This is a genomic window from Enterobacter sp. SST3 (assembly GCF_000286655.1).
GTDB classification, from domain to species: Bacteria; Pseudomonadota; Gammaproteobacteria; order Enterobacterales; family Enterobacteriaceae; genus Enterobacter; species Enterobacter roggenkampii.
Window position 1 is genome coordinate 206,022 of the sequence record NZ_ALNS01000023.1, and the last position, 18,600, is coordinate 224,621.

Below are 18,600 nucleotides of genomic sequence, written 5' to 3' on the forward strand. Positions count from 1 at the left end.
ATTCAACACTTTAGACAAAAATGTAGCAAGATCACAGGATTAGAATATTTTTGCCCATAATGCCCTACAAAAAGCATGAAAGCGCAAAAAAAACACTGAATGCTAAAACATCAAAAAATGCTATTATCCGCTAACCTGTTATCAGGCACCTGCTGTTTTAAGGATGAGGATAGTATATGGATCAGGCTGGAATTATTCGCGACCTGCTCACCTGGCTGGAAGGTCATCTCGACCAGCCTTTGTCACTGGATAATGTGGCGGCTAAAGCAGGCTATTCCAAGTGGCATCTGCAAAGGATGTTCAAGGATGTCACCGGTCATGCTATCGGGGCCTATATTCGCGCACGTCGTTTATCGAAATCTGCTGTGGCTCTGCGCCTGACCGCGCGCCCGATTCTGGATATTGCCCTGCAATATCGTTTCGATTCGCAGCAGACCTTCACCCGCGCCTTTAAAAAACAGTTCTCGTTGACGCCAGCGCTGTATCGTCGCTCGCCTGACTGGAGCTCGTTTGGCATGCGTCCGCCGCTGCGTCTGGGCGAGTTCGCGATGCCGAAGTATGAAATTATTACCCTGCCGGAAACCCATCTGATCGGCACGACGCAGAGCTACTCCTGTTCGCTGGAGCAGATTTCCGAGTTCCGTCATCAGATGCGCGTCCAGTTCTGGCGCGACTTCCTGAGCCACGCACCGGCGATCCCGCCTATTCTGTATGGTCTCAACGAAACGCACCCAAGCCAGGAAAAGGACGACGAGCAGGAGGTGTTCTACACCACCGCGCTGACGCCAGAGATGGCCAATGGCTACATTCAGGGTTCAAAACCTGTCGTGCTGGAAGGCGGTGAATACGTGATGTTCGCCTATGAAGGGCTGGGAACGGGCGTTCAGGAGTTCATCCTGACCGTTTACGGAACCTGCATGCCGATGCTGAATCTGAATCGCCGTAAAGGTCAGGACATTGAGCGCTACTACCCGGCGCAGGATGCCAAACCGGAAGAAGGCCCCATCAATCTGCGTATGGAATTCTTGATTCCGATACGTCGTTAACGCTGCAGTTCGTCAAGCGCAGGGGCATCGAGATGCGAAATGTCCCCTGCCATCTCCACCACCCAACCTGACGCCAGCCACGCGCTCTCCTGATAATCAATTCGGGAAATGGAGCAGTTGCGCAGACGCAAACGGCGCTCAGCGTAAGCCGGTAGTCCCAGAATGGTGCTCACCAGGCATCCCAACGCAATCCCATGACTCACCAGCAGCGGACGGCTTCCCGCCGGGAGCTTCAGGCATTCCGCCAGGGCGGCATGCATACGTACGCTGAGCTCCTGCATGGATTCGCCCTCAGGAATACGGCCATCTTCGGTACCGTTTACCAGCGTGCGGCGCCAGCCCTCTTCCGTTTCCGTCAGCGTATCGATATGGCGTTTTTCCAGCACGCCCATATCCAGCTCGCGCAGGCGCGGCTCAAGCATGACGTCACAGCCGCAGGCGTCCGCGATGATGCGCGCCGTCTGTTGTGTGCGACCTAAATCGCTGGTAATCACGTGGGTAATGCCCAGCGTTCTGGCGCGTTCCGCCACCTGCCACGCTTGCTGCACACCCTTCTCAGTGAGAGGACTGTCTGACTGGCCTTGAATACGTCGCTCGGCGTTCCACTGCGTTTCACCGTGGCGAACAAGGTATACCTGTAACATGCTTTTTTTCCGTTATACTGCGATGAGTTTTTTTTGAATCGAGCTTAATTATGCACCATGTTGTCTCTGCTACCACTAATCCTGCCAAAATTCAGGCAATTCTAAGGGCATTTGACGAGATCTTCGGCGCAGGATCCTGCCATATTGAGGCCATCGGCGTCGAGAGTGGCGTTCCTGAACAGCCGTTTGGCAGCGAGGAAACGCGCGCTGGCGCACGAAATCGCGTGGCAAATGCCAGAGCTGCGGCCCCGGATGCGGACTTTTGGGTGGCGATTGAAGCCGGTATCGACGAAGGCGCAACCTTTAGCTGGGTGGTGATCGAAAGCCGCGAGCAGCGCGGCGAGGCGCGTTCTGCCACCCTGCCCCTGCCGGAGATCATTCTGGAAAAAGTGCGTGCGGGTGAAGCGCTTGGGCCGGTGATGTCGCAGTACACCGGCATTGATGAGATTGGCCGTAAAGAAGGGGCGATTGGCGTCTTTACCGCCGGTGCGCTGACGCGTTCAGGCGTTTATCACCAGGCGGTGATCCTGGCGTTAAGCCCGTTCCATAACGCGATCTATCGTTAGGCGTTTTTCAACAACACCGCTTCCAGCCACTGGCGCAGCTCAACGGGCGCCGACTTTAGGCTGTTCGATCCGCGGGTAATCGTCGCGATGCCCGCGCCGAGCTCATTTTTCAGCTCGCGCTGGCTCATCTCGCCGCGCAGCAGCTCTTCAATGATCCGCACGCGCGTGCCCAGCGCCTCACGCTCGTCTGGCGTGAGCATTAGCTGCATCAGGGGTAAATGCAAATCCTGCTCGTAAGACTGGCGAAGCAGCTCCACAAAACGAAGCCACTCCAGATGACGTTGTTCGGCCATTGCCGAGGAATACGGGGAATGCTGGGTCATGTTATGCTGCCTCTTGTACTCTTTAGCGAGTACAGCATAACACAACCCACGCCGATCAGTAACGTCTCTGCCACTCGGCATCGCTCATCAGGGTATCTTTCTGCCCCATGAAGTAGCGATAGTAGGCGTCATAAGCCAGCACGTTCTTCACGTAGCCGCGCGTTTCCGAGAACGGGATGCTCTCGACAAACGCCACGGCGTCGATGCGTCCGGCGCTGTTGCCGAGCCAGGTGCGCACGCGACCCGGCCCCGCGTTGTATGCCGCCGACGAGAAGATGCGGTTGTTGCCGAACTGCTGGTACACATACTGCAGGTAGCTGGTACCGATGTTGATGTTGGTATCCGGATCGAGAAGCTGTGACGGGCTACTGTATCCAGGGATGTTAAACATCTTCACCGTGTGCGTCGCCGTTCCCGGCATAATCTGCATCAGGCCGCTGGCGCCCACCGGGGAACGGACTTTCGGGTTCCAGGCGCTTTCCTGACGGGCAATCGCCATCGCGTAACTTTGCGGGATATCTTTGCCGCTGGTGTAGCGATCGAACAGATCCTTGTAAGCCAGCGGGAAACGCTCTTCGAGATGATCCCACAGCTTACCGGCGATCGTCGCCTGCACGCTCAGATCCCACCAGTGGTTATCAAACGCATAGCGGGCAAGCTGAGCTTTTTCATCGGTGGTGCGGCTGGTCACCAGATTCGCCCACTCGCTGCGCGCGGTGTTGTCCATATTCCAGTACATCAGCTCGCGAACGCGCGCCATTTCTGGCCCCTGGGTCAGCGCCGGATTCGCGTTAGCGGGCGCTTTATCGATGCGGAAGGTGTACTCCTCGCCCAGGCGCTGCGCGGCCGCCATCGGGTAGAACCCGCGCTGCTGCATCAGCGTATGAAGAATTTCTTTGGCCTCATCATCACGACCGCGCTCCAGCAGCAGATCGGCCTGCCAGTAACGCCATTCATCTTTCTCCTTGGCCTCCATAGGCAACCGGGCGAGCCAGGTATTGAGCCCACGACGGTCGCCCGTGCCCAGCGCCATTCGCACGCGGCGTTCCACCAGCGACGTGGAGTTCGAACGCATAATCGCATCGTCTCGCCAGCGCGCCTGCTCGTCGGTCACATCGGTGCCCATCAGTCGCCACGCCACGATATCGCGCAGCTCCTGCGTTTGCTCCTCATTAAGCTGCTGCGCCTGCACCAGCTGCGGGATCATCAGCCGCGCGTTTTCCACATCGTCACGCGCCACGCTGGCAAAAGCCACCGCCGCCATCTGGCGGGTAAAATCGGTCGCGCCCGTACTGCGGGCAAAGGTCAGGACGCTGTTGGGATCGTTTGCCAGCGAAATAACTGCCGTGGAGATCGTCTGGTAATCGGACGGCATCTGCCCCGCCAGCGCAGTCACCAGACGCGTATTACCGGCTTTCATCGCCAGGCGGATACGCTCGAGGTAGGACAGCGGATCCTGCTTGCCGGAAGCACGCCACGCGCCGAACAGGGAATCACAGGCGTTCGGCTGGTTTTTCCCGGTCAGCCAGAGCTCTTTCGCCCCGGCCCAGGCCTCTTCCTGCTGGCCGGTCGCCCATTTTGCGTAGTAGTAGTTACACTGCGCTTCGGTGGTATTCGGCTTTTCAGGGCTAAACGCCAGCAGCCCGCGCCAGTCTTCACGTCGCGCCAGTTCGTTCACAAAACGAGACTGAAGATTCCGGGCTGGCGGCAGGGTCGGGTTCGCCTGAATGAAGTTATTCACGGTAACGGTGGGCTGGTTCATGAGATCGTCCGTAATTTGACGATACTCCAGATACGGATACAGCGGATAATCCTTGAGCGTCGGCATCAGCGCCTGCACGGTATCCATCTGCTTGTTGTCCCATGCCTGCTTTATCTGGGCATACCGGCTACGTTGTTCATCCAGTGAATCGGCATGCACCGCCTGGCTTACCGCCATTACGCATACGCTGGCAGCCAGCAGACGCCAGACCACCCGTTTGGCTTTTTCCACAAGCTCTTCCTCATTGTTTTTTCGTCAATTGCAGCGTCTTGCCACGTCAAAGTCTCATTAACTTATGCTAACCAGGCATCCTGCAACGCGCCACGTCATGGACACTTTTTTACCTTTCTTGCGCGTTTTAACACTCCCGACGTTCCTGGCTGGGATTAGGGCGGGAAAAAGGCTACACTTCGAGGCTGAAATTCCTTCTCATTACGATAAAAGAGGCGAAGTCCAACGTGGCTCAATTCGTTTATACCATGCATCGTGTCGGCAAAGTTGTCCCGCCGAAACGTCATATTCTTAAAAATATCTCGCTGAGCTTCTTCCCGGGCGCAAAAATCGGTGTTCTGGGTCTCAACGGTGCCGGTAAGTCCACCCTGCTGCGCATCATGGCCGGCATTGATACAGACATCGAAGGTGAAGCCCGTCCGCAGCCTGGCATCAAGATTGGCTACCTGCCGCAGGAACCTCAGCTGAACCCGGAACACACCGTTCGCGAATCCGTTGAAGAAGCGGTGTCCGAAGTGGTTAACGCCCTGAAAGGTCTGGATGAAGTGTATGCCAAATATGCCGAACCGGATGCGGACTTCGACAAGCTGGCCGCACAGCAGGGCAAGTATGAAGAGATCATCCAGGCGCACGACGGTCACAACCTGAACGTGCAGCTGGAGCGCGCGGCGGATGCCCTGCGTCTGCCGGACTGGGATGCAAAAATCGCGAATCTCTCCGGGGGTGAACGCCGCCGCGTGGCGCTGTGCCGCCTGCTGCTGGAAAAACCAGACATGCTGCTGCTCGACGAACCGACTAACCACCTGGATGCGGAATCCGTGGCGTGGCTGGAGCGCTTCCTGCACGACTTCGAAGGCACCGTTGTGGCGATTACCCACGACCGTTACTTCCTCGACAACGTCGCCGGCTGGATCCTGGAGCTGGACCGCGGTGAAGGTATTCCGTGGGAAGGCAACTACTCCTCCTGGCTGGAGCAGAAAGATCAGCGTCTGGCTCAGGAAGCGTCTCAGGAAGCGGCGCGCCGTAAGTCTATCGAGAAAGAGCTGGAGTGGGTGCGTCAGGGCACGAAAGGCCGTCAGTCTAAGGGCAAAGCCCGTCTGGCACGCTTCGAAGAGCTGAACAATACCGAATACCAGAAACGTAACGAAACCAACGAACTGTTTATTCCACCTGGAGCTCGTCTGGGGGATAAAGTGGTTGAAGTGACCAACCTGCGTAAGTCCTACGGCGACCGCGTGCTGATCGACGAACTGACCTTCTCCGTACCGAAAGGCGCTATCGTTGGCATCATCGGTCCGAACGGCGCGGGTAAATCGACCCTGTTCCGCATGATGTCCGGTCAGGAACAGCCAGACAGCGGCTCTATCACCCTGGGTGAGACCGTGAAGCTGGCCTCCGTTGACCAGTTCCGCGACGCGATGGATAACAGCAAAACCGTGTGGGAAGAAGTCTCCGGCGGTCTGGATATCATGCGTATCGGCAACACCGAGATGCCAAGCCGCGCCTACGTTGGCCGCTTTAACTTTAAAGGCACCGACCAGGGCAAACGCGTGGGCGAGCTGTCCGGCGGTGAGCGCGGACGTCTGCACCTGGCGAAGCTGCTGCAGGTGGGCGGTAACGTTCTGCTGCTCGATGAACCAACAAACGACCTGGATATCGAAACCCTGCGCGCGCTGGAAAACGCCCTGCTGGAGTTCCCGGGCTGCGCGATGGTTATCTCGCACGACCGCTGGTTCCTTGACCGTATCGCGACCCACATTCTGGACTACCAGGATGAAGGTAAAGTGGAGTTCTTCGAAGGTAACTTCACCGAATACGAAGAGTACAAGAAACGCACGCTGGGCGCCGACGCGCTGGAGCCGAAGCGTATTAAGTACAAGCGTATTTCTAAGTAAGTGCCCAAAAGCCGGGTGGCGCTCACGCTTACCCGGCCTACGGTTCTGCGCTGTTTGTAGGCCGGGTAAGGCGAAGCCGCCACCCGGCTTTTTTATTTACCCACGTAATACCGCTTCACCTCGTCAAACTGCATTGCAAAGTCGATATAGCTCATCAGCGCGGGTGAGTTGAGCTTACGGCTCGGATAGGCCAGCCACAGGTCGTTTCCTTCAACATTCCACTCCGGCAGTACCTGCACCAGCGCCCCTTTCTCGACCTTATCTTCCAGCAAAAAAGCCGGAAGGAGCGTAATCCCCGCACCGGCAATCGCACATTCGCGGGCGTATACCAGGTTATCGGTCATGTGCGCGTTATCCGGCAGGTAGCGGTAATCCTCGCTCTCGCTTCGCAGAAGCCACTCCGACCAGGCTCTGTGCGTAATGCTGCGGTGCTCCACCAGCTGACGGGGATGCGTTAGCGGCGCCCGGCGCACCAGATAGTCCGGCGAGGCCAGCATATAGCGCGGGCAGTGCCCGATCATGCGGCCAATCAGGGAGGAGTCCTGCGGCTTGCCGGTACGCAGCGCCACGTCAAAGCCGGCCTCGACCAGATCCACCACGTCATCAGAGATCGACACGTCCAGCGAAACCTCAGGATAGCGAAGCTGGAACTCGGCATTCATATGCGCCAGCAGCGTCGCGCCAATCCCCGCCGGGCAGGTGATGCGCAGCCGCCCGCTCGGGTTTTCGCGCAGGCGCTGAATGGCGTACTCCGCCCGCTCGCTGGCCGCCAGCATCTCCCGGCAGTGGACAAGATAGTGTTCACCCGCAAACGTCAGGTTCAGCCTGCGCGTGGTGCGGTTAAGCAGGCGAATGCCCACCTGCTGCTCCAGCTGGCTAATCCGCTGGCTCACGCTGGATTTTGGCAGCTCCGCCTTCTGGGCTGCCGCGGTAAAGCTGCCCATCTCGGCCACCAGCGCGAATAGCGCCATATCCTGCAGCTGTTTAAACATGATTGTTCATCCTGTACGAACGCTGAGTTCTTAATTGTCCATCTTATCACGCAGATGGCCACTTAATAGACTAGCCTCAACAAAACGCATGCCATTGAGGAGCACACCATGTCAGTTAAAGCCATCGCCGTTAACCCTGAAAATCCCTCTACTTTCATTGAAATCACTCCACCGATGCCGCAGCCCGGCGAGCACGATCTGCTGGTGGAGGTGAAAGCCGTCTCCGTTAACCCGGTCGATACCAAAGTCCACACGGGCATTGCTAAGAACGGGCTGAACGAGCCGCGTATTCTCGGATGGGATGCCAGCGGGATCGTCAAAGCCGTTGGGGCTGGCGTGACCGGATTCAAACCGGGAGATGAAGTGTGGTACGCAGGCGACATCACCCGTCCGGGCAGCAACACCACACATCAGCTGATCGATGCGCGCATTGTCGGGCACAAACCGTCAAGCCTCGGCTGGGCGGCTGCCGCCGCGCTGCCGTTGACCGCGCTCACCGCATGGGAAGGCCTGTTTGAACGGCTGAATATTCAGGATGCCGGTACGGACAAAACCCTGCTGATCATCGGCGGGGCGGGCGGGGTGGGATCGCTGGCGATCCCGTTTGCGAAGCACAACAGCAAGGTAAAGGTGATCGCAACCGCGTCCCGTGAAGATTCCGCCCGGTGGTGCCGCGATCGCGGTGCAGATGTGGTGGTGAACTACCGCGATCTGAAAGGCGAACTGGCGAAGCACGGGCTGACCTTTGTGGATTACATTTTCATCCTCAACGACACCGACGGGCACTGGGCTGCGGTCAGCGACCTGATTGCACCGCAGGGGCATATCTGTTCTATCGTGGAGAATGAACACCCGCTGAACCAGGACAAGCTGAAGTCCAAATCCGCCGCCCTGCACTGGGAATTTATGTACACCCGCAGCATGTATCAGACGGCGGATATGGCGCGTCAGGGTGAGATCCTCAATGAGGTGGCGAAGCTGGTGGATAACGGCGTGGTGGAAAGCTCACTGAGTGAAACGCTGCATGGGCTGAGCGTGGAAAGCATTACCGAGGCGCACCGCAAGGTGCTGGACGGGCATATGCGCGGGAAAGTGGTGGTTGAGTTCTGAGTGGACTGATTCCCTCACTCCGGCCCTCTCCCAAAGGGAGATTAAAGTCCCCTCTCCCTTTGGGAGAGGGTTAGCGTGAGGGGAAAGTTATTAACCCTGCTCCCCCATCATCTCCTTCACCAGTTCGACGCAGCGCAGGAAACGGGAGTCGTAGTCCGACTCTTCCACGTGCACAAACTCAACGTTGTTTTCGTTGAGCATCTCCACCAGCATGCACTGGAATTCCCGCCTGTCCACCGAGCTGCCGAGGCTGCGCATGCCGTCGGCCACCCACGGGGTGTTGTTTTCCAGCAGGATCACCAGGTCAAAGCGATATTCGTCAATCAGCGCCTGCACGAACGGGTGCTCGCGCCCTTCGTATTTTTTGCAGAACGCCTGGGTGGTGACAAAATCGGTATCGATAAATGCCACCTTGTTGGCGTATTTCACCGCGAAATCAATGTACTGGGCATGACCAAGCGCGATTTTGTCGTAGTCGGAATACTGCAGCGCCATCTCGTCGCCGCCCAGGTGCGAGAAGACATAGTCGCGGCCGTACTCCCACGCGCTGGTCGTGTTGAAGATGTTAGCGAGCTTGTTGACCAGCGTTGATTTACCGCTCGACTCGCCGCCCAGGATCGCGACGGTGCGCACAAAGAACGGCTTCACTTCGGTCGGAATGTAATCCCAGTAGCGGAACGGGTTCTCGCGGATCTGCGCTCCGCTGATGTTCATGAAGGTGCGTTTCGGATCGATCAGCACCGTCTCGATGCCCAGATGCTCGCGGAACTGCGGCGCGTCGGACTCTTCAGAGGTGTAGATCCAGTTAGGCGCAATGCCCTTCTCTTCCATAAACGCTTTGATGCCGTTGCTCCACACGTCCCAGCCGTGCGGGTACGGCTCCATACCCTCTTCGTTAAAGGCATGAATGCGAATGTTTTTCTGGTACTTGAAGGTCTGAAGCAGCCAGCGCAGACGGTCAGGCACGGTCGGCTGCTGCGACATGGCGCTGTCTTCAAACAGCTGACGATCGCGGGTTTCGTCGTACCCCATGATGATGTGCAACTCGTCCACCTGGCTACAGGCGCGCTGGATCAGATAGATATGCCCGGTATGCAGCGGGTAAAACTTGCCGAACACCACGCCGATGTTCTTTTGCATACGCGGGAATTCCAGCCCCAGAAAGCGGTGCAGCGCTTCCAGCTTCTGCGCGCTGGGGCTTTTGATTTTGGCGTTCAGCAGTTGGCTCAGGTAGCCTTTGGTCATGCCGCTGGCGTCTGCCACCTGCTGCAACGTGCAGCCTTTCTGGCGGATAGCGGTCTTGATGTAGTCAAATGATGACATAAATTACGGTGCCTCCTGCAAAATCGAATACGTAATTATAAGTCGTCAAAGACATTTAACGCATCTGCGAGTTTCTTCACGCCAAAGACCTGCATCCCTTCCGGGATTTTTTTCGGCACGTTGGCAGCGGGAACGATAGCCCGACGGAAACCGTGTTTTGCCGCCTCGGAGATACGCTCCTGGCCGCTCGGCACCGGACGGATTTCCCCGGCAAGGCCCACTTCGCCGAAGACGACCAGATCCTGCGGCAGCGGTCTGTCGCGCAGGCTGGAGACCATCGCCAGCAGCAGCGCCAGGTCTGCGCTGGTCTCGGTGACTTTGACGCCGCCGACCACGTTCACGAAGACGTCCTGATCCGCCATCTGCAGCCCGCCGTGACGGTGCAGCACCGCCAGCAGGATTGCCAGGCGGTTCTGTTCCAGACCGACCGCCACGCGCCGCGGGTTGCCCATCATCGAGTGATCCACCAGTGCCTGAATTTCAACGAGCAGCGGGCGCGTCCCTTCCCACAGCACCATCACCGAGCTGCCGGAGGTGATTTCATCTCCCCGGCTCAGGAAGATGGCCGACGGGTTGCTGACTTCGCGCAGCCCCTGTTCGGTCATGGCAAAGACGCCTAGCTCATTCACCGCCCCAAAGCGGTTTTTATGGCTGCGCAGGGTACGGAAGCGAGAGTCCGCGTCGCCGTCGAGCATCACCGAGCAGTCGATACAGTGTTCGAGCACCTTCGGTCCCGCCAGCGAGCCGTCTTTGGTCACGTGCCCCACCATCACAATCGCCACGCCGCGCGTTTTGGCAAAGCGCGTCAGGTAGGCCGCGGTTTCACGCACCTGCGCGACGCTGCCCGGCGAGGACTGGATGTCCGCCATGTGCATCACCTGGATGGAGTCGATCACCATCAGCTTCGGCTGCTCTTCTTCGGCGATCATGCAGATCTGCTCGATGCTGGTTTCCGACAGCATATTCAGGTTGCCGGTCGGCAGGCCGAGACGGTGCGCGCGCATCGCCACCTGCTGGAGTGATTCTTCGCCCGTGACGTACAGGGTTTTCATCTGTTCGGCGAGCTTGCAAAGCGTTTGCAGCAGCAGAGTCGATTTACCCGCGCCCGGGTTACCGCCGATCAGGATCGCGCTGCCCGGCACCACGCCGCCGCCGAGCACGCGGTCAAATTCCTTGAAGCAGGTGGAGAAGCGCGGCAGCGCCTCCAGGCTGATGTCTGAAAGTTTTTGTACCTTCGACACGCCTGCATTGCCCGCATAGCCACTCAGGCGTTCATTGCGCGCCACGCTCGGCGAAGCCGCCACACCACGCACTTCGGTGATGGTGTTCCAGGCATGGCAGGCGCTACATTGCCCCTGCCAGCGCGGATAATCCGCACCACATTCATTACAGACAAATGCGCGTTTTGGAGCTTTCGCCACGGTTTACCTCGTTATTTCTCTGCGGCCTGCGAGCCGGGTGGCGCTTACGCTTACCCGGCCTACAAAGCAGACCGTTATTTCTGATTAAGGCTGCCGGAGAGAATGCAGAACACCCCCATCAGGTCAGCGTGACGGATAGTCACTTCCGTCTTTTCATTCACTTTTGGCTTGGCATGGTAGGCAATGCCCAGGCCGGCCGCTTTGATCATCGGCAGGTCATTCGCGCCGTCACCGATGGCGACGGTCTGGACAACCGGAATTTCATATTTTTCCGCGAGGCGCGTCAGCGTATTGGCTTTGTACTGGGCATCCACAATATCGCCGATCACCTGGCCGGTCAGCTTGCCGTCCATGATCTCCAGCTCGTTGGCCACCACCGTGGTCAGATGCAGTTTTTCCCGCAGATAATCCGCGAAGAAGGTGAAGCCACCGGAGGCGATCGCCACCTTCCAGCCGAGGGACTGCAGCTTCAGCACCAGCTGCGTCAGCCCGGGCATCAGCGGCAGCACGTCGCGCACCTGGCGCAGAATGTTGGCATCGGCCCCTTTCAGGGTCGCCACGCGCTGTCGCAGGCTGGCGGTGAAATCCAGCTCGCCGCGCATCGCACGCTCGGTGACTTCAGCCACCAGCTCGCCGCTGCCCGCCAGCTTCGCAATTTCGTCGATACACTCGATCTGAATGGCGGTAGAATCCATGTCCATGACCAGCAGGCCAGGCGTTTTCAGGTGCGGAATTTTACCCAGCGGTGCGACATCCAGCCCTGCGTCATGCGCCAGGCGCGTGGCGCGCTGGGTCAGAGAGCCCGCCAGGCGAATGACCTGGTAGTCTTCCACGCACCAGGCGGCGACGATGACCATCGCGGCCCCCAGTTTGGTTTGATACTGGGTCAGGCGTTGCTTATCCAGACCGCGTCCGTACAGCAGCCAGCCGCTACGACCGGCGTGGTAATCCAGAGGCATCACCTCATCGCCACTTAAAGAGAGCGGCAATCCTGGCCATAAAGAGACATCCGTTGGCAGGTCACACCAGGTAATGTTCGGCATTAAAGCTCCTGTAATTTCGTTCGCGCCGGAAGGTTGCAGAGGGAAAATAACGCATGAGGCTACCCTGTAACCATCACTTCTGGCAACATTAAGCCGTAAATTTTCAGCAGGTGGAATATGGCTCGCGCAAAACTGAAATTCCGGCTCCATCGCGCCGTGATTGTCCTTTCCTGTCTCGCACTCTTAGTGGTGCTGATGCAAGGGGCATCGTGGTTTAGCCAGAACCATCAACGGCAACGCAACCCGCAGTTTGAAGAGCTGGCCCGCACGCTGGCACGCCAGGTCACGCTCAACGTCGCGCCGTCCATGCGTAACGAAACGCCTGACGAGAAGCGGATAGGCCAGGTTTTACGCCTGCTCACGGAGAACAGCCGCATTCTTGATGCCGGTGTCTATGATGAGCAAGGCAACCTCATTGCCCGTGCGGGTGAGCACGTCGACGTGCGAGACAGGCTGGCGCTGGACGGCAAAAAAGCCGGCGGCTACTTCAACCAGCAGCTTGTTGAACCTATTCAGGGGAAGAATGGCCCGCTGGGTTATCTGCGCCTCACCCTTGATACCCACACCCTGCCCACTGAAGCCAAACAGGTCGATAATACCACCAATATTCTGCGCCTGATGCTGCTGCTTTCACTCGCCATCGGCGTTGTGCTGGCACGCACTCTGCTTCGGGGCAAGCGCACGCGCTGGCAGCAATCCCCGTTCCTGCTGACCGCCAGCCGGTCAGTCCCCGAAGACGAAGAGAGCGAGAAGAAAGAATAGTGATAAAGTAGGCGGATGATTCGGAAAAGGAACTCTGCCATGTCGACGTTACGCCTGCTTATCTCTGACTCTTACGATCCCTGGTTTAACCTGGCGGTGGAGGAGTGCATCTTCCGCCAGATGCCTGCCACCCAGCGCGTACTGTTTCTCTGGCGCAATGCCGATACGGTGGTTATTGGTCGTGCGCAAAACCCGTGGAAAGAGTGCAACACCCGCCGTATGGAAGAAGACAACGTCCGTCTGGCGCGCCGCAGCAGCGGCGGCGGCGCGGTATTCCACGATCTGGGCAATACCTGCTTTACCTTTATGGCGGGCAAACCGGAATACGACAAAACCATCTCAACGTCCATCGTCCTCAACGCGCTCAATTCGCTCGGCGTGACGGCGGAAGCCTCCGGACGTAACGATCTGGTGGTCAAAACGCCCGATGGCGACCGCAAGGTATCCGGCTCTGCCTATCGCGAAACGATGGATCGCGGATTCCACCACGGTACCCTGCTGCTGAACGCCGATCTCAGCCGTCTGGCTAACTACCTTAATCCAGATAAGAAAAAGCTACAGGCTAAGGGCATCACCTCCGTGCGCGGGCGCGTGGCGAATCTGGTGGAACTGCTGCCCGGGATTACTCACGAGCAGATTTGCGATGCGATTCGTGAAGCCTTCTTCGAACATTACGGCGAGCGGGTAGAAGCTGAAGCGATCTCCCCTGACAAAACCCCGGACCTGCCCAACTTCGCGGAAACCTTTGCGCGCCAGAGCAGTTGGGAGTGGAACTTCGGTCAGGCCCCTGCCTTTTCCCATCTGCTGGACGAACGGTTTACCTGGGGCGGCGTGGAGCTGCACTTCGACGTGGAGAAAGGCCATATCACCCGCACGCAGGTCTTTACGGATAGTCTCAATCCGGCACCGTTAGAGGCGTTAGCCGCTCGTCTGCAGGGCTGTTTGTATCGGGCGGATATGTTGCAGCAGGAGTGTGATGCGCTGATGGGCGATTTTCCGGAGCAGGAAAAAGAGTTAAGGGATTTGTCAGCATGGGTTGCACAGGCCGTGCGCTAGTAAAAAAGCCCGCTTGCGCTGCGCTTAGCGGGCTTACAAAACCGTAGGCCGGGTCAGGCGAGGCTGCCACCCGGCACAACAGCTCTTACTCTTTATCGCCCAGCAGAACGGATTCCAGCGCGATTTTGATCATGTCGTTGAAGGTGGTCTGACGCTCGGCAGCGGTAGTCTGCTCGTGGGTACGGATATGGTCAGATACGGTGCAGATGGTCAGCGCTTTCGCACCGAATTCAGCCGCTACGCCGTAGATACCGGCCGCTTCCATTTCCACGCCCAGGATGCCGTATTTTTCCATCACGTCGAACATGTCGCCTTCTGGCGAGTAGAACAGATCGGCAGAGAACAGGTTGCCCACGCGCGCGTCAACGCCCAGCGCTTTTGCCGCGTCAACCGCGTTACGCACCATGTCAAAGTCAGCGATGGCCGCAAAGTCATGATCTTTAAAGCGGATGCGGTTGACTTTAGAGTCGGTACACGCGCCCATGCCGATCACCACGTCACGCAGCTTAACGTCCATACGCACCGCACCGCAGGAGCCTACGCGGATGATTTTCTTCACACCGAAATCGGTGATCAGCTCTTTGGTGTAGATGGAGCAGGATGGGATACCCATACCGTGGCCCATAACGGAGATTTTGCGGCCTTTATAAGTACCCGTGAAGCCCAGCATGCCGCGAACGTTGTTCACTTCACGCACGTCTTCCAGGAAGGTTTCTGCAATGTGCTTCGCGCGCAGCGGGTCGCCCGGCATCAATACGACGTCAGCGAAATCACCCATTTCTGCATTAATGTGAGGAGTTGCCATCTTCAGTTCCTTTTAACTTGTTGTTTTTGCCGGGTGGCGGCTACGCCTTACCCGGCCTACAAAACCGTAGGCCCGGTAAGCGAAGCGCCACCGGGCAATGACATCAGAACATGGCCTTGCCATATTCCATGTCAGACGTACCAAAGTATTTCGCCAGGGTCTGGCCAATGTCCGCGAAGGTTTCACGATGACCCAGCGAACCCGGCTTCACTTTCGGGCCGTACACCAGCACCGGAATGTGCTCACGGGTGTGGTCGGTACCGGTCCAGGTTGGATCGCAGCCGTGGTCCGCGGTCAGGATCAGAATGTCATCTTCACCCACCAGCTCCATCAGCTCCGGCAGGCGGCGGTCGAACAGCTCAAGACCCGCAGCATAACCCGCTACGTCGCGACGGTGACCCCAGGAGGAGTCGAAGTCGACGAAGTTGGTGAAGACAATGGTCTTGTCGCCCGCTTCTTTCATCTCTTTGATGGTGGCATCGAACAGCGCATCGAGTCCGGTCGCTTTGACCTTTTTGGTGATGCCGCAGTTAGCGTAGATATCCGCGATTTTGCCCACGGACACCACGTGGCCGTCTTTCTCATCGACCAGCTTCTGCAGCACGGTTGGCGCCGGCGGCTCAACGGCCAGATCGTGACGGTTACCGGTACGCTGGAAGTTACCCGCTTTGTCGCCGATAAACGGACGCGCGATCACGCGGCCAATGTTGTAGCCGCCTTCGGTCAGCTCTTCACGGGCGATTTCGCACAGCTCGTAGAGTTTATCCAGGCCAAAGGTCTCTTCGTGGCAGGCAATCTGGAACACGGAGTCAGCAGAGGTGTAGAAAATCGGCTTGCCGGTTTTCATATGCTCTTCGCCGAGCTGGTCCAGAATCACGGTACCGGAGGAGTGGCAGTTGCCGAGGTAGCCCGGCAGGTTGGCACGCTTCACCAGCTTATCGAGCAGCTCCTGCGGGAAGCTGTTCTCGTGATCGGAGAAGTAACCCCAGTCGAACAGCACTGGCACACCGGCGATTTCCCAGTGGCCAGACGGGGTGTCTTTACCGGAGGAGAGCTCGTGCGCCCAGGCATAGGCGCCCACGACTTCCGCATTGCCGTTCATACCGGCTGCGATTTTACCGGTAGAACCTTCATGTGCTTTCACCAGCCCAAGGCGGGTCAGGTTGGGTAGAGTCAGAGGGCCTTTACGACCGTTATCCGCTTCGCCTTTCGCACAGGCTTCCGCGATGTGACCCATGGTATCGGAACCCACGTCACCAAAACGTTCTGCATCTTCGGTTGCGCCGATGCCGAATGAGTCCAGCACCATAATAAATGCACGTTTCATAATTGTTCTCCGTACGTAGTGCTTCAAAAATTATCGATCAGATCAGTATACCGCTATTCGGTGATACGGCGATAGACAGTCGGTGTGGTTTCTGGCGCTTTATTGTCAAGCGTAATGGCCGCTTTCACCGCTTTCGCCGCTTCCTGCCAGCTGGCTTCATCTTTGGCGTGGATCACCGCCAGCGGACGTTGGCCGTCAACGCTGTCGCCCAGACGGACCATATCGGTAAAGCCGACGCTGTAATCAATGGTATCTGACGCCTGACGACGGCCGCCGCCCATAGACACGACCGCCATACCCAGCGCGCGGGTATCCATTGCCGAGACAAACCCTTCGCTGTCGGCATACACCGCTTTGCTGAGCGTCGCGGTCGGCAGGTACTTCGCATAGTTTTCGACGAAGTCGGTTGGGCCTTTCTGCGCCGCAACCATGCGGCCAAAGATCTCCGCCGCTTTGCCGTTGTCCAGTACCGCCTGTAGCTTCGCGCGGGCGTCGGCGTCGTCTTTGGCCAGCTTGCCGGAGATTAACATCTCCACGCACAGCGCCATGGTGACGTCGAACAGACGCGGGTTGCGGTATTCGCCCGTCAGGAACTGGACGGCTTCACGCACTTCGACGGCGTTACCGGCGCTGGAAGCCAGCACCTGGTTCATGTCGGTGAGCAGTGCGGTAGTGCGCACGCCCGCGCCGTTGGAGACGCCAACGATCGCTTCGGCCAGCGCCTCAGAGAGTTCATAGGTTGGCATAAACGCGCCGCTGCCTACCTTCACGTCCATCACCAGCGCGTCCAGCCCTTCTGCCAGCTTCTTCGCCAGGATAGAGGCGGTGATCAGCGGGATGGAGTCAACGGTCGCGGTGATGTCGCGGGTCGCGTAGAAACGCTTGTCTGCCGGAGCAAGAGAGCTGGTCTGGCCGATAATCGCCACACCAACGTCTTTAATAATGTCGCGGAAGCGGTTGTCATCCGGGAAGATATCGAAGCCCGGAATGGCTTCCAGTTTGTCGAGTGTACCGCCGGTGTGGCCCAGGCCGCGCCCGGAGATCATCGGGATATAACCGCCACAGGCTGCCACCATGGGGCCAAGCATCAGGGAGGTCACGTCGCCCACGCCGCCGGTGGAGTGTTTATCCACAATCGGGCCGTTAAGGTTGAGGCTTTTCCAGTCCAGAACGGTTCCTGAATCTCGCATCGCCATGGTCAGCGACACGCGCTCAGGCATCGACATATCGTGGAAGAAAATGGTCATCGCCAGAGCCGCAATCTGCCCTTCTGAGACGGTGTTATCACGAATGCCGTTGATGAAGAAGCGGATCTCATCGTCGCTTAATGCATGACCATCACGTTTTTTACGAATAATTTCTTGTGCGAGAAACACGGTAACCCCCATGAGGAATCGGGTGAATGGTGGCGGGTACGGTTTACCCGACCACGATCCGGGTAGGCCGGGTAAGCGTAGCGCCACCCGGCAATTCAAACTTAGTAGCTGCTTGCGCTCTTACCGTCGCCGTGACCCAGCGCTTTCAGCAGGCTGGCCAGCAGGCTGGAGGCGCCAAAACGGTAGTGACGGGAATCGGCCCAGTCGGCGCCGAACAGCTCGTCGGCAATCGCCAGGAACTGCTGCGCGTCTTCCGCGGTACGCACGCCGCCCGCAGGTTTGAAGCCCACGGTTTTGGACACGCCCATGTCGCGGATCACTTCCATCATGATGCGCGCGCTTTCCGGGGTCGCATTTACCGGTACTTTACCGGTAGAGGTTTTAATGAAATCCGCACCGGCTTTGATGGAGATTTCAGAGGCTTTACGAATCAGCGCCTCTTCTTTCAGCTCGCCGGTTTCGATGATCACTTTCAGCAGCACGTTTGCCGCCGCACACGCGTCTTTACAGGCCTTCACCAGGTCAAAACCGACCTGCTCGTTGCCGGCGATCAGCGCGCGGTACGGGAACACCACGTCCACTTCGTCTGCGCCGTAGGCAATCGCCGCGCGGGTTTCTGCCAGCGCAATCTCGATATCATCGTTGCCATGCGGGAAGTTAGTGACGGTTGCAATGCGCACGTCCGGGGTGCCCTGCTCTTTCAGCGTCTTACGGGCAATCGGGATAAAGCGCGGGTAGATACAGACGGCTGCGGTGTTGCCCACCGGCGTTTTCGCCTGATGGCACAGGGCGATGACTTTCTCATTGGTGTCGTCATCGTTCAGGGTAGTCAGGTCCATCAGTTTCAACGCGCGCAGGCTGCTTGCAGTTAAATCGGTCATAACATTCTCCAACGGCAGTGCCGTATAAATTTTACCT

General features: G+C 58.0%; 17 protein-coding genes. 6 read left to right on the forward strand and 11 right to left on the reverse strand.

Annotation, left to right across the window (positions count from 1 at the left end; genetic code table 11):
• Window positions 1–176 precede the first annotated feature (176 nt).
• Window positions 177–1,046, forward strand: a complete 870-nt coding sequence (robA, locus tag B498_RS07630; RefSeq protein WP_008502056.1) for an MDR efflux pump AcrAB transcriptional activator RobA — start codon at window positions 177–179, stop codon at window positions 1,044–1,046.
• Here robA and gpmB read toward each other — a convergent pair.
• On the reverse strand, window positions 1,043–1,690 hold the full coding sequence (gene gpmB, locus B498_RS07625; protein WP_008502057.1) for a 2,3-diphosphoglycerate-dependent phosphoglycerate mutase GpmB: 648 nt from the start codon (window positions 1,688–1,690) through the stop codon (window positions 1,043–1,045). The genes robA and gpmB overlap by 4 nt on opposite strands.
• A 50-nt stretch (window positions 1,691–1,740) precedes the next feature.
• On the opposite strand from gpmB, the gene yjjX reads away from it, so the two are divergent.
• Window positions 1,741–2,256, forward strand: a complete 516-nt coding sequence (yjjX, locus tag B498_RS07620; protein WP_008502058.1) for an inosine/xanthosine triphosphatase — start codon at window positions 1,741–1,743, stop codon at window positions 2,254–2,256.
• On the opposite strand, the gene trpR is transcribed toward yjjX, so the two are convergent.
• On the reverse strand, window positions 2,253–2,579 hold the full coding sequence (gene trpR, locus B498_RS07615) for a trp operon repressor (protein WP_008502059.1): 327 nt from the start codon (window positions 2,577–2,579) through the stop codon (window positions 2,253–2,255). The genes yjjX and trpR overlap by 4 nt on opposite strands.
• Window positions 2,580–2,634: 55 nt before the next feature.
• Window positions 2,635–4,572, reverse strand: a complete 1,938-nt coding sequence (gene sltY, locus B498_RS07610) for a murein transglycosylase (protein WP_008502060.1) — start codon at window positions 4,570–4,572, stop codon at window positions 2,635–2,637.
• 227 nt (window positions 4,573–4,799) lie between these two features.
• On the opposite strand from sltY, the gene ettA reads away from it, so the two are divergent.
• On the forward strand, window positions 4,800–6,467 hold the full coding sequence (gene ettA, locus B498_RS07605) for an energy-dependent translational throttle protein EttA (protein ID WP_008502061.1): 1,668 nt from the start codon (window positions 4,800–4,802) through the stop codon (window positions 6,465–6,467).
• 92 nt (window positions 6,468–6,559) lie between these two features.
• Here ettA and B498_RS07600 read toward each other — a convergent pair whose 3' ends face one another.
• Window positions 6,560–7,459 (reverse strand): LysR family transcriptional regulator, encoded by a 900-nt coding sequence (locus tag B498_RS07600; RefSeq protein ID WP_008502062.1) that lies wholly within the window; start codon window positions 7,457–7,459, stop codon window positions 6,560–6,562.
• 108 nt (window positions 7,460–7,567) lie between these two features.
• Between B498_RS07600 and B498_RS07595 the strand changes: the two genes are divergently transcribed.
• Window positions 7,568–8,569, forward strand: a complete 1,002-nt coding sequence (locus tag B498_RS07595; protein ID WP_008502063.1) for a zinc-binding alcohol dehydrogenase family protein — start codon at window positions 7,568–7,570, stop codon at window positions 8,567–8,569.
• 90 nt (window positions 8,570–8,659) lie between these two features.
• On the opposite strand, the gene nadR is transcribed toward B498_RS07595, so the two are convergent.
• The 3 genes from nadR to serB all read right to left on the reverse strand — a co-directional run bounded on the left by nadR (window position 8,660) and on the right by serB (window position 12,356).
• Window positions 8,660–9,892, reverse strand: coding sequence for a multifunctional transcriptional regulator/nicotinamide-nucleotide adenylyltransferase/ribosylnicotinamide kinase NadR (gene nadR / locus B498_RS07590; protein ID WP_008502064.1), 1,233 nt, complete (start codon window positions 9,890–9,892; stop codon window positions 8,660–8,662).
• Window positions 9,893–9,927: 35 nt separating this feature from the next.
• Window positions 9,928–11,313 carry a DNA repair protein RadA gene (gene radA / locus B498_RS07585; RefSeq protein ID WP_008502065.1) on the reverse strand — a complete coding sequence of 462 codons (1,386 nt, stop codon included), beginning with the start codon at window positions 11,311–11,313 and terminating at the stop codon, window positions 9,928–9,930.
• A 74-nt stretch (window positions 11,314–11,387) separates the two neighbouring features.
• Window positions 11,388–12,356, reverse strand: coding sequence for a phosphoserine phosphatase (gene serB, locus B498_RS07580; RefSeq protein ID WP_008502066.1), 969 nt, complete (start codon window positions 12,354–12,356; stop codon window positions 11,388–11,390).
• 117 nt (window positions 12,357–12,473) lie between these two features.
• Here serB and B498_RS07575 point away from each other — a divergent pair, with 117 nt between their 5' ends.
• Window positions 12,474–13,118 carry a YtjB family periplasmic protein gene (locus tag B498_RS07575; protein ID WP_008502067.1) on the forward strand — a complete coding sequence of 215 codons (645 nt, stop codon included), beginning with the start codon at window positions 12,474–12,476 and terminating at the stop codon, window positions 13,116–13,118.
• Between the two features lie 39 nt (window positions 13,119–13,157).
• Window positions 13,158–14,174 carry a lipoate--protein ligase LplA gene (gene lplA / locus B498_RS07570; RefSeq protein ID WP_008502068.1) on the forward strand — a complete coding sequence of 339 codons (1,017 nt, stop codon included), beginning with the start codon at window positions 13,158–13,160 and terminating at the stop codon, window positions 14,172–14,174.
• 85 nt (window positions 14,175–14,259) lie between these two features.
• Here the strand turns inward: lplA and deoD are convergent, their stop codons facing one another.
• From deoD to deoC, 4 genes are all read right to left on the reverse strand, one after another.
• Entirely contained in the window at window positions 14,260–14,979 is a 720-nt protein-coding gene (gene deoD, locus B498_RS07565; RefSeq protein WP_003856538.1) for a purine-nucleoside phosphorylase, read from the reverse strand.
• A gap of 103 nt (window positions 14,980–15,082) precedes the next feature.
• Window positions 15,083–16,306, reverse strand: a complete 1,224-nt coding sequence (gene deoB, locus B498_RS07560) for a phosphopentomutase (RefSeq protein WP_008502069.1) — start codon at window positions 16,304–16,306, stop codon at window positions 15,083–15,085.
• Window positions 16,307–16,359: 53 nt separating this feature from the next.
• Window positions 16,360–17,682: a thymidine phosphorylase gene (gene deoA / locus B498_RS07555; protein WP_032622973.1), complete on the reverse strand. Its 1,323-nt coding sequence runs from the start codon at window positions 17,680–17,682 to the stop codon at window positions 16,360–16,362.
• Window positions 17,683–17,783: 101 nt separating this feature from the next.
• Window positions 17,784–18,563 carry a deoxyribose-phosphate aldolase gene (deoC, locus tag B498_RS07550; RefSeq protein WP_003856543.1) on the reverse strand — a complete coding sequence of 260 codons (780 nt, stop codon included), beginning with the start codon at window positions 18,561–18,563 and terminating at the stop codon, window positions 17,784–17,786.
• Between the last annotated feature and the right edge of the window lie 37 nt (window positions 18,564–18,600).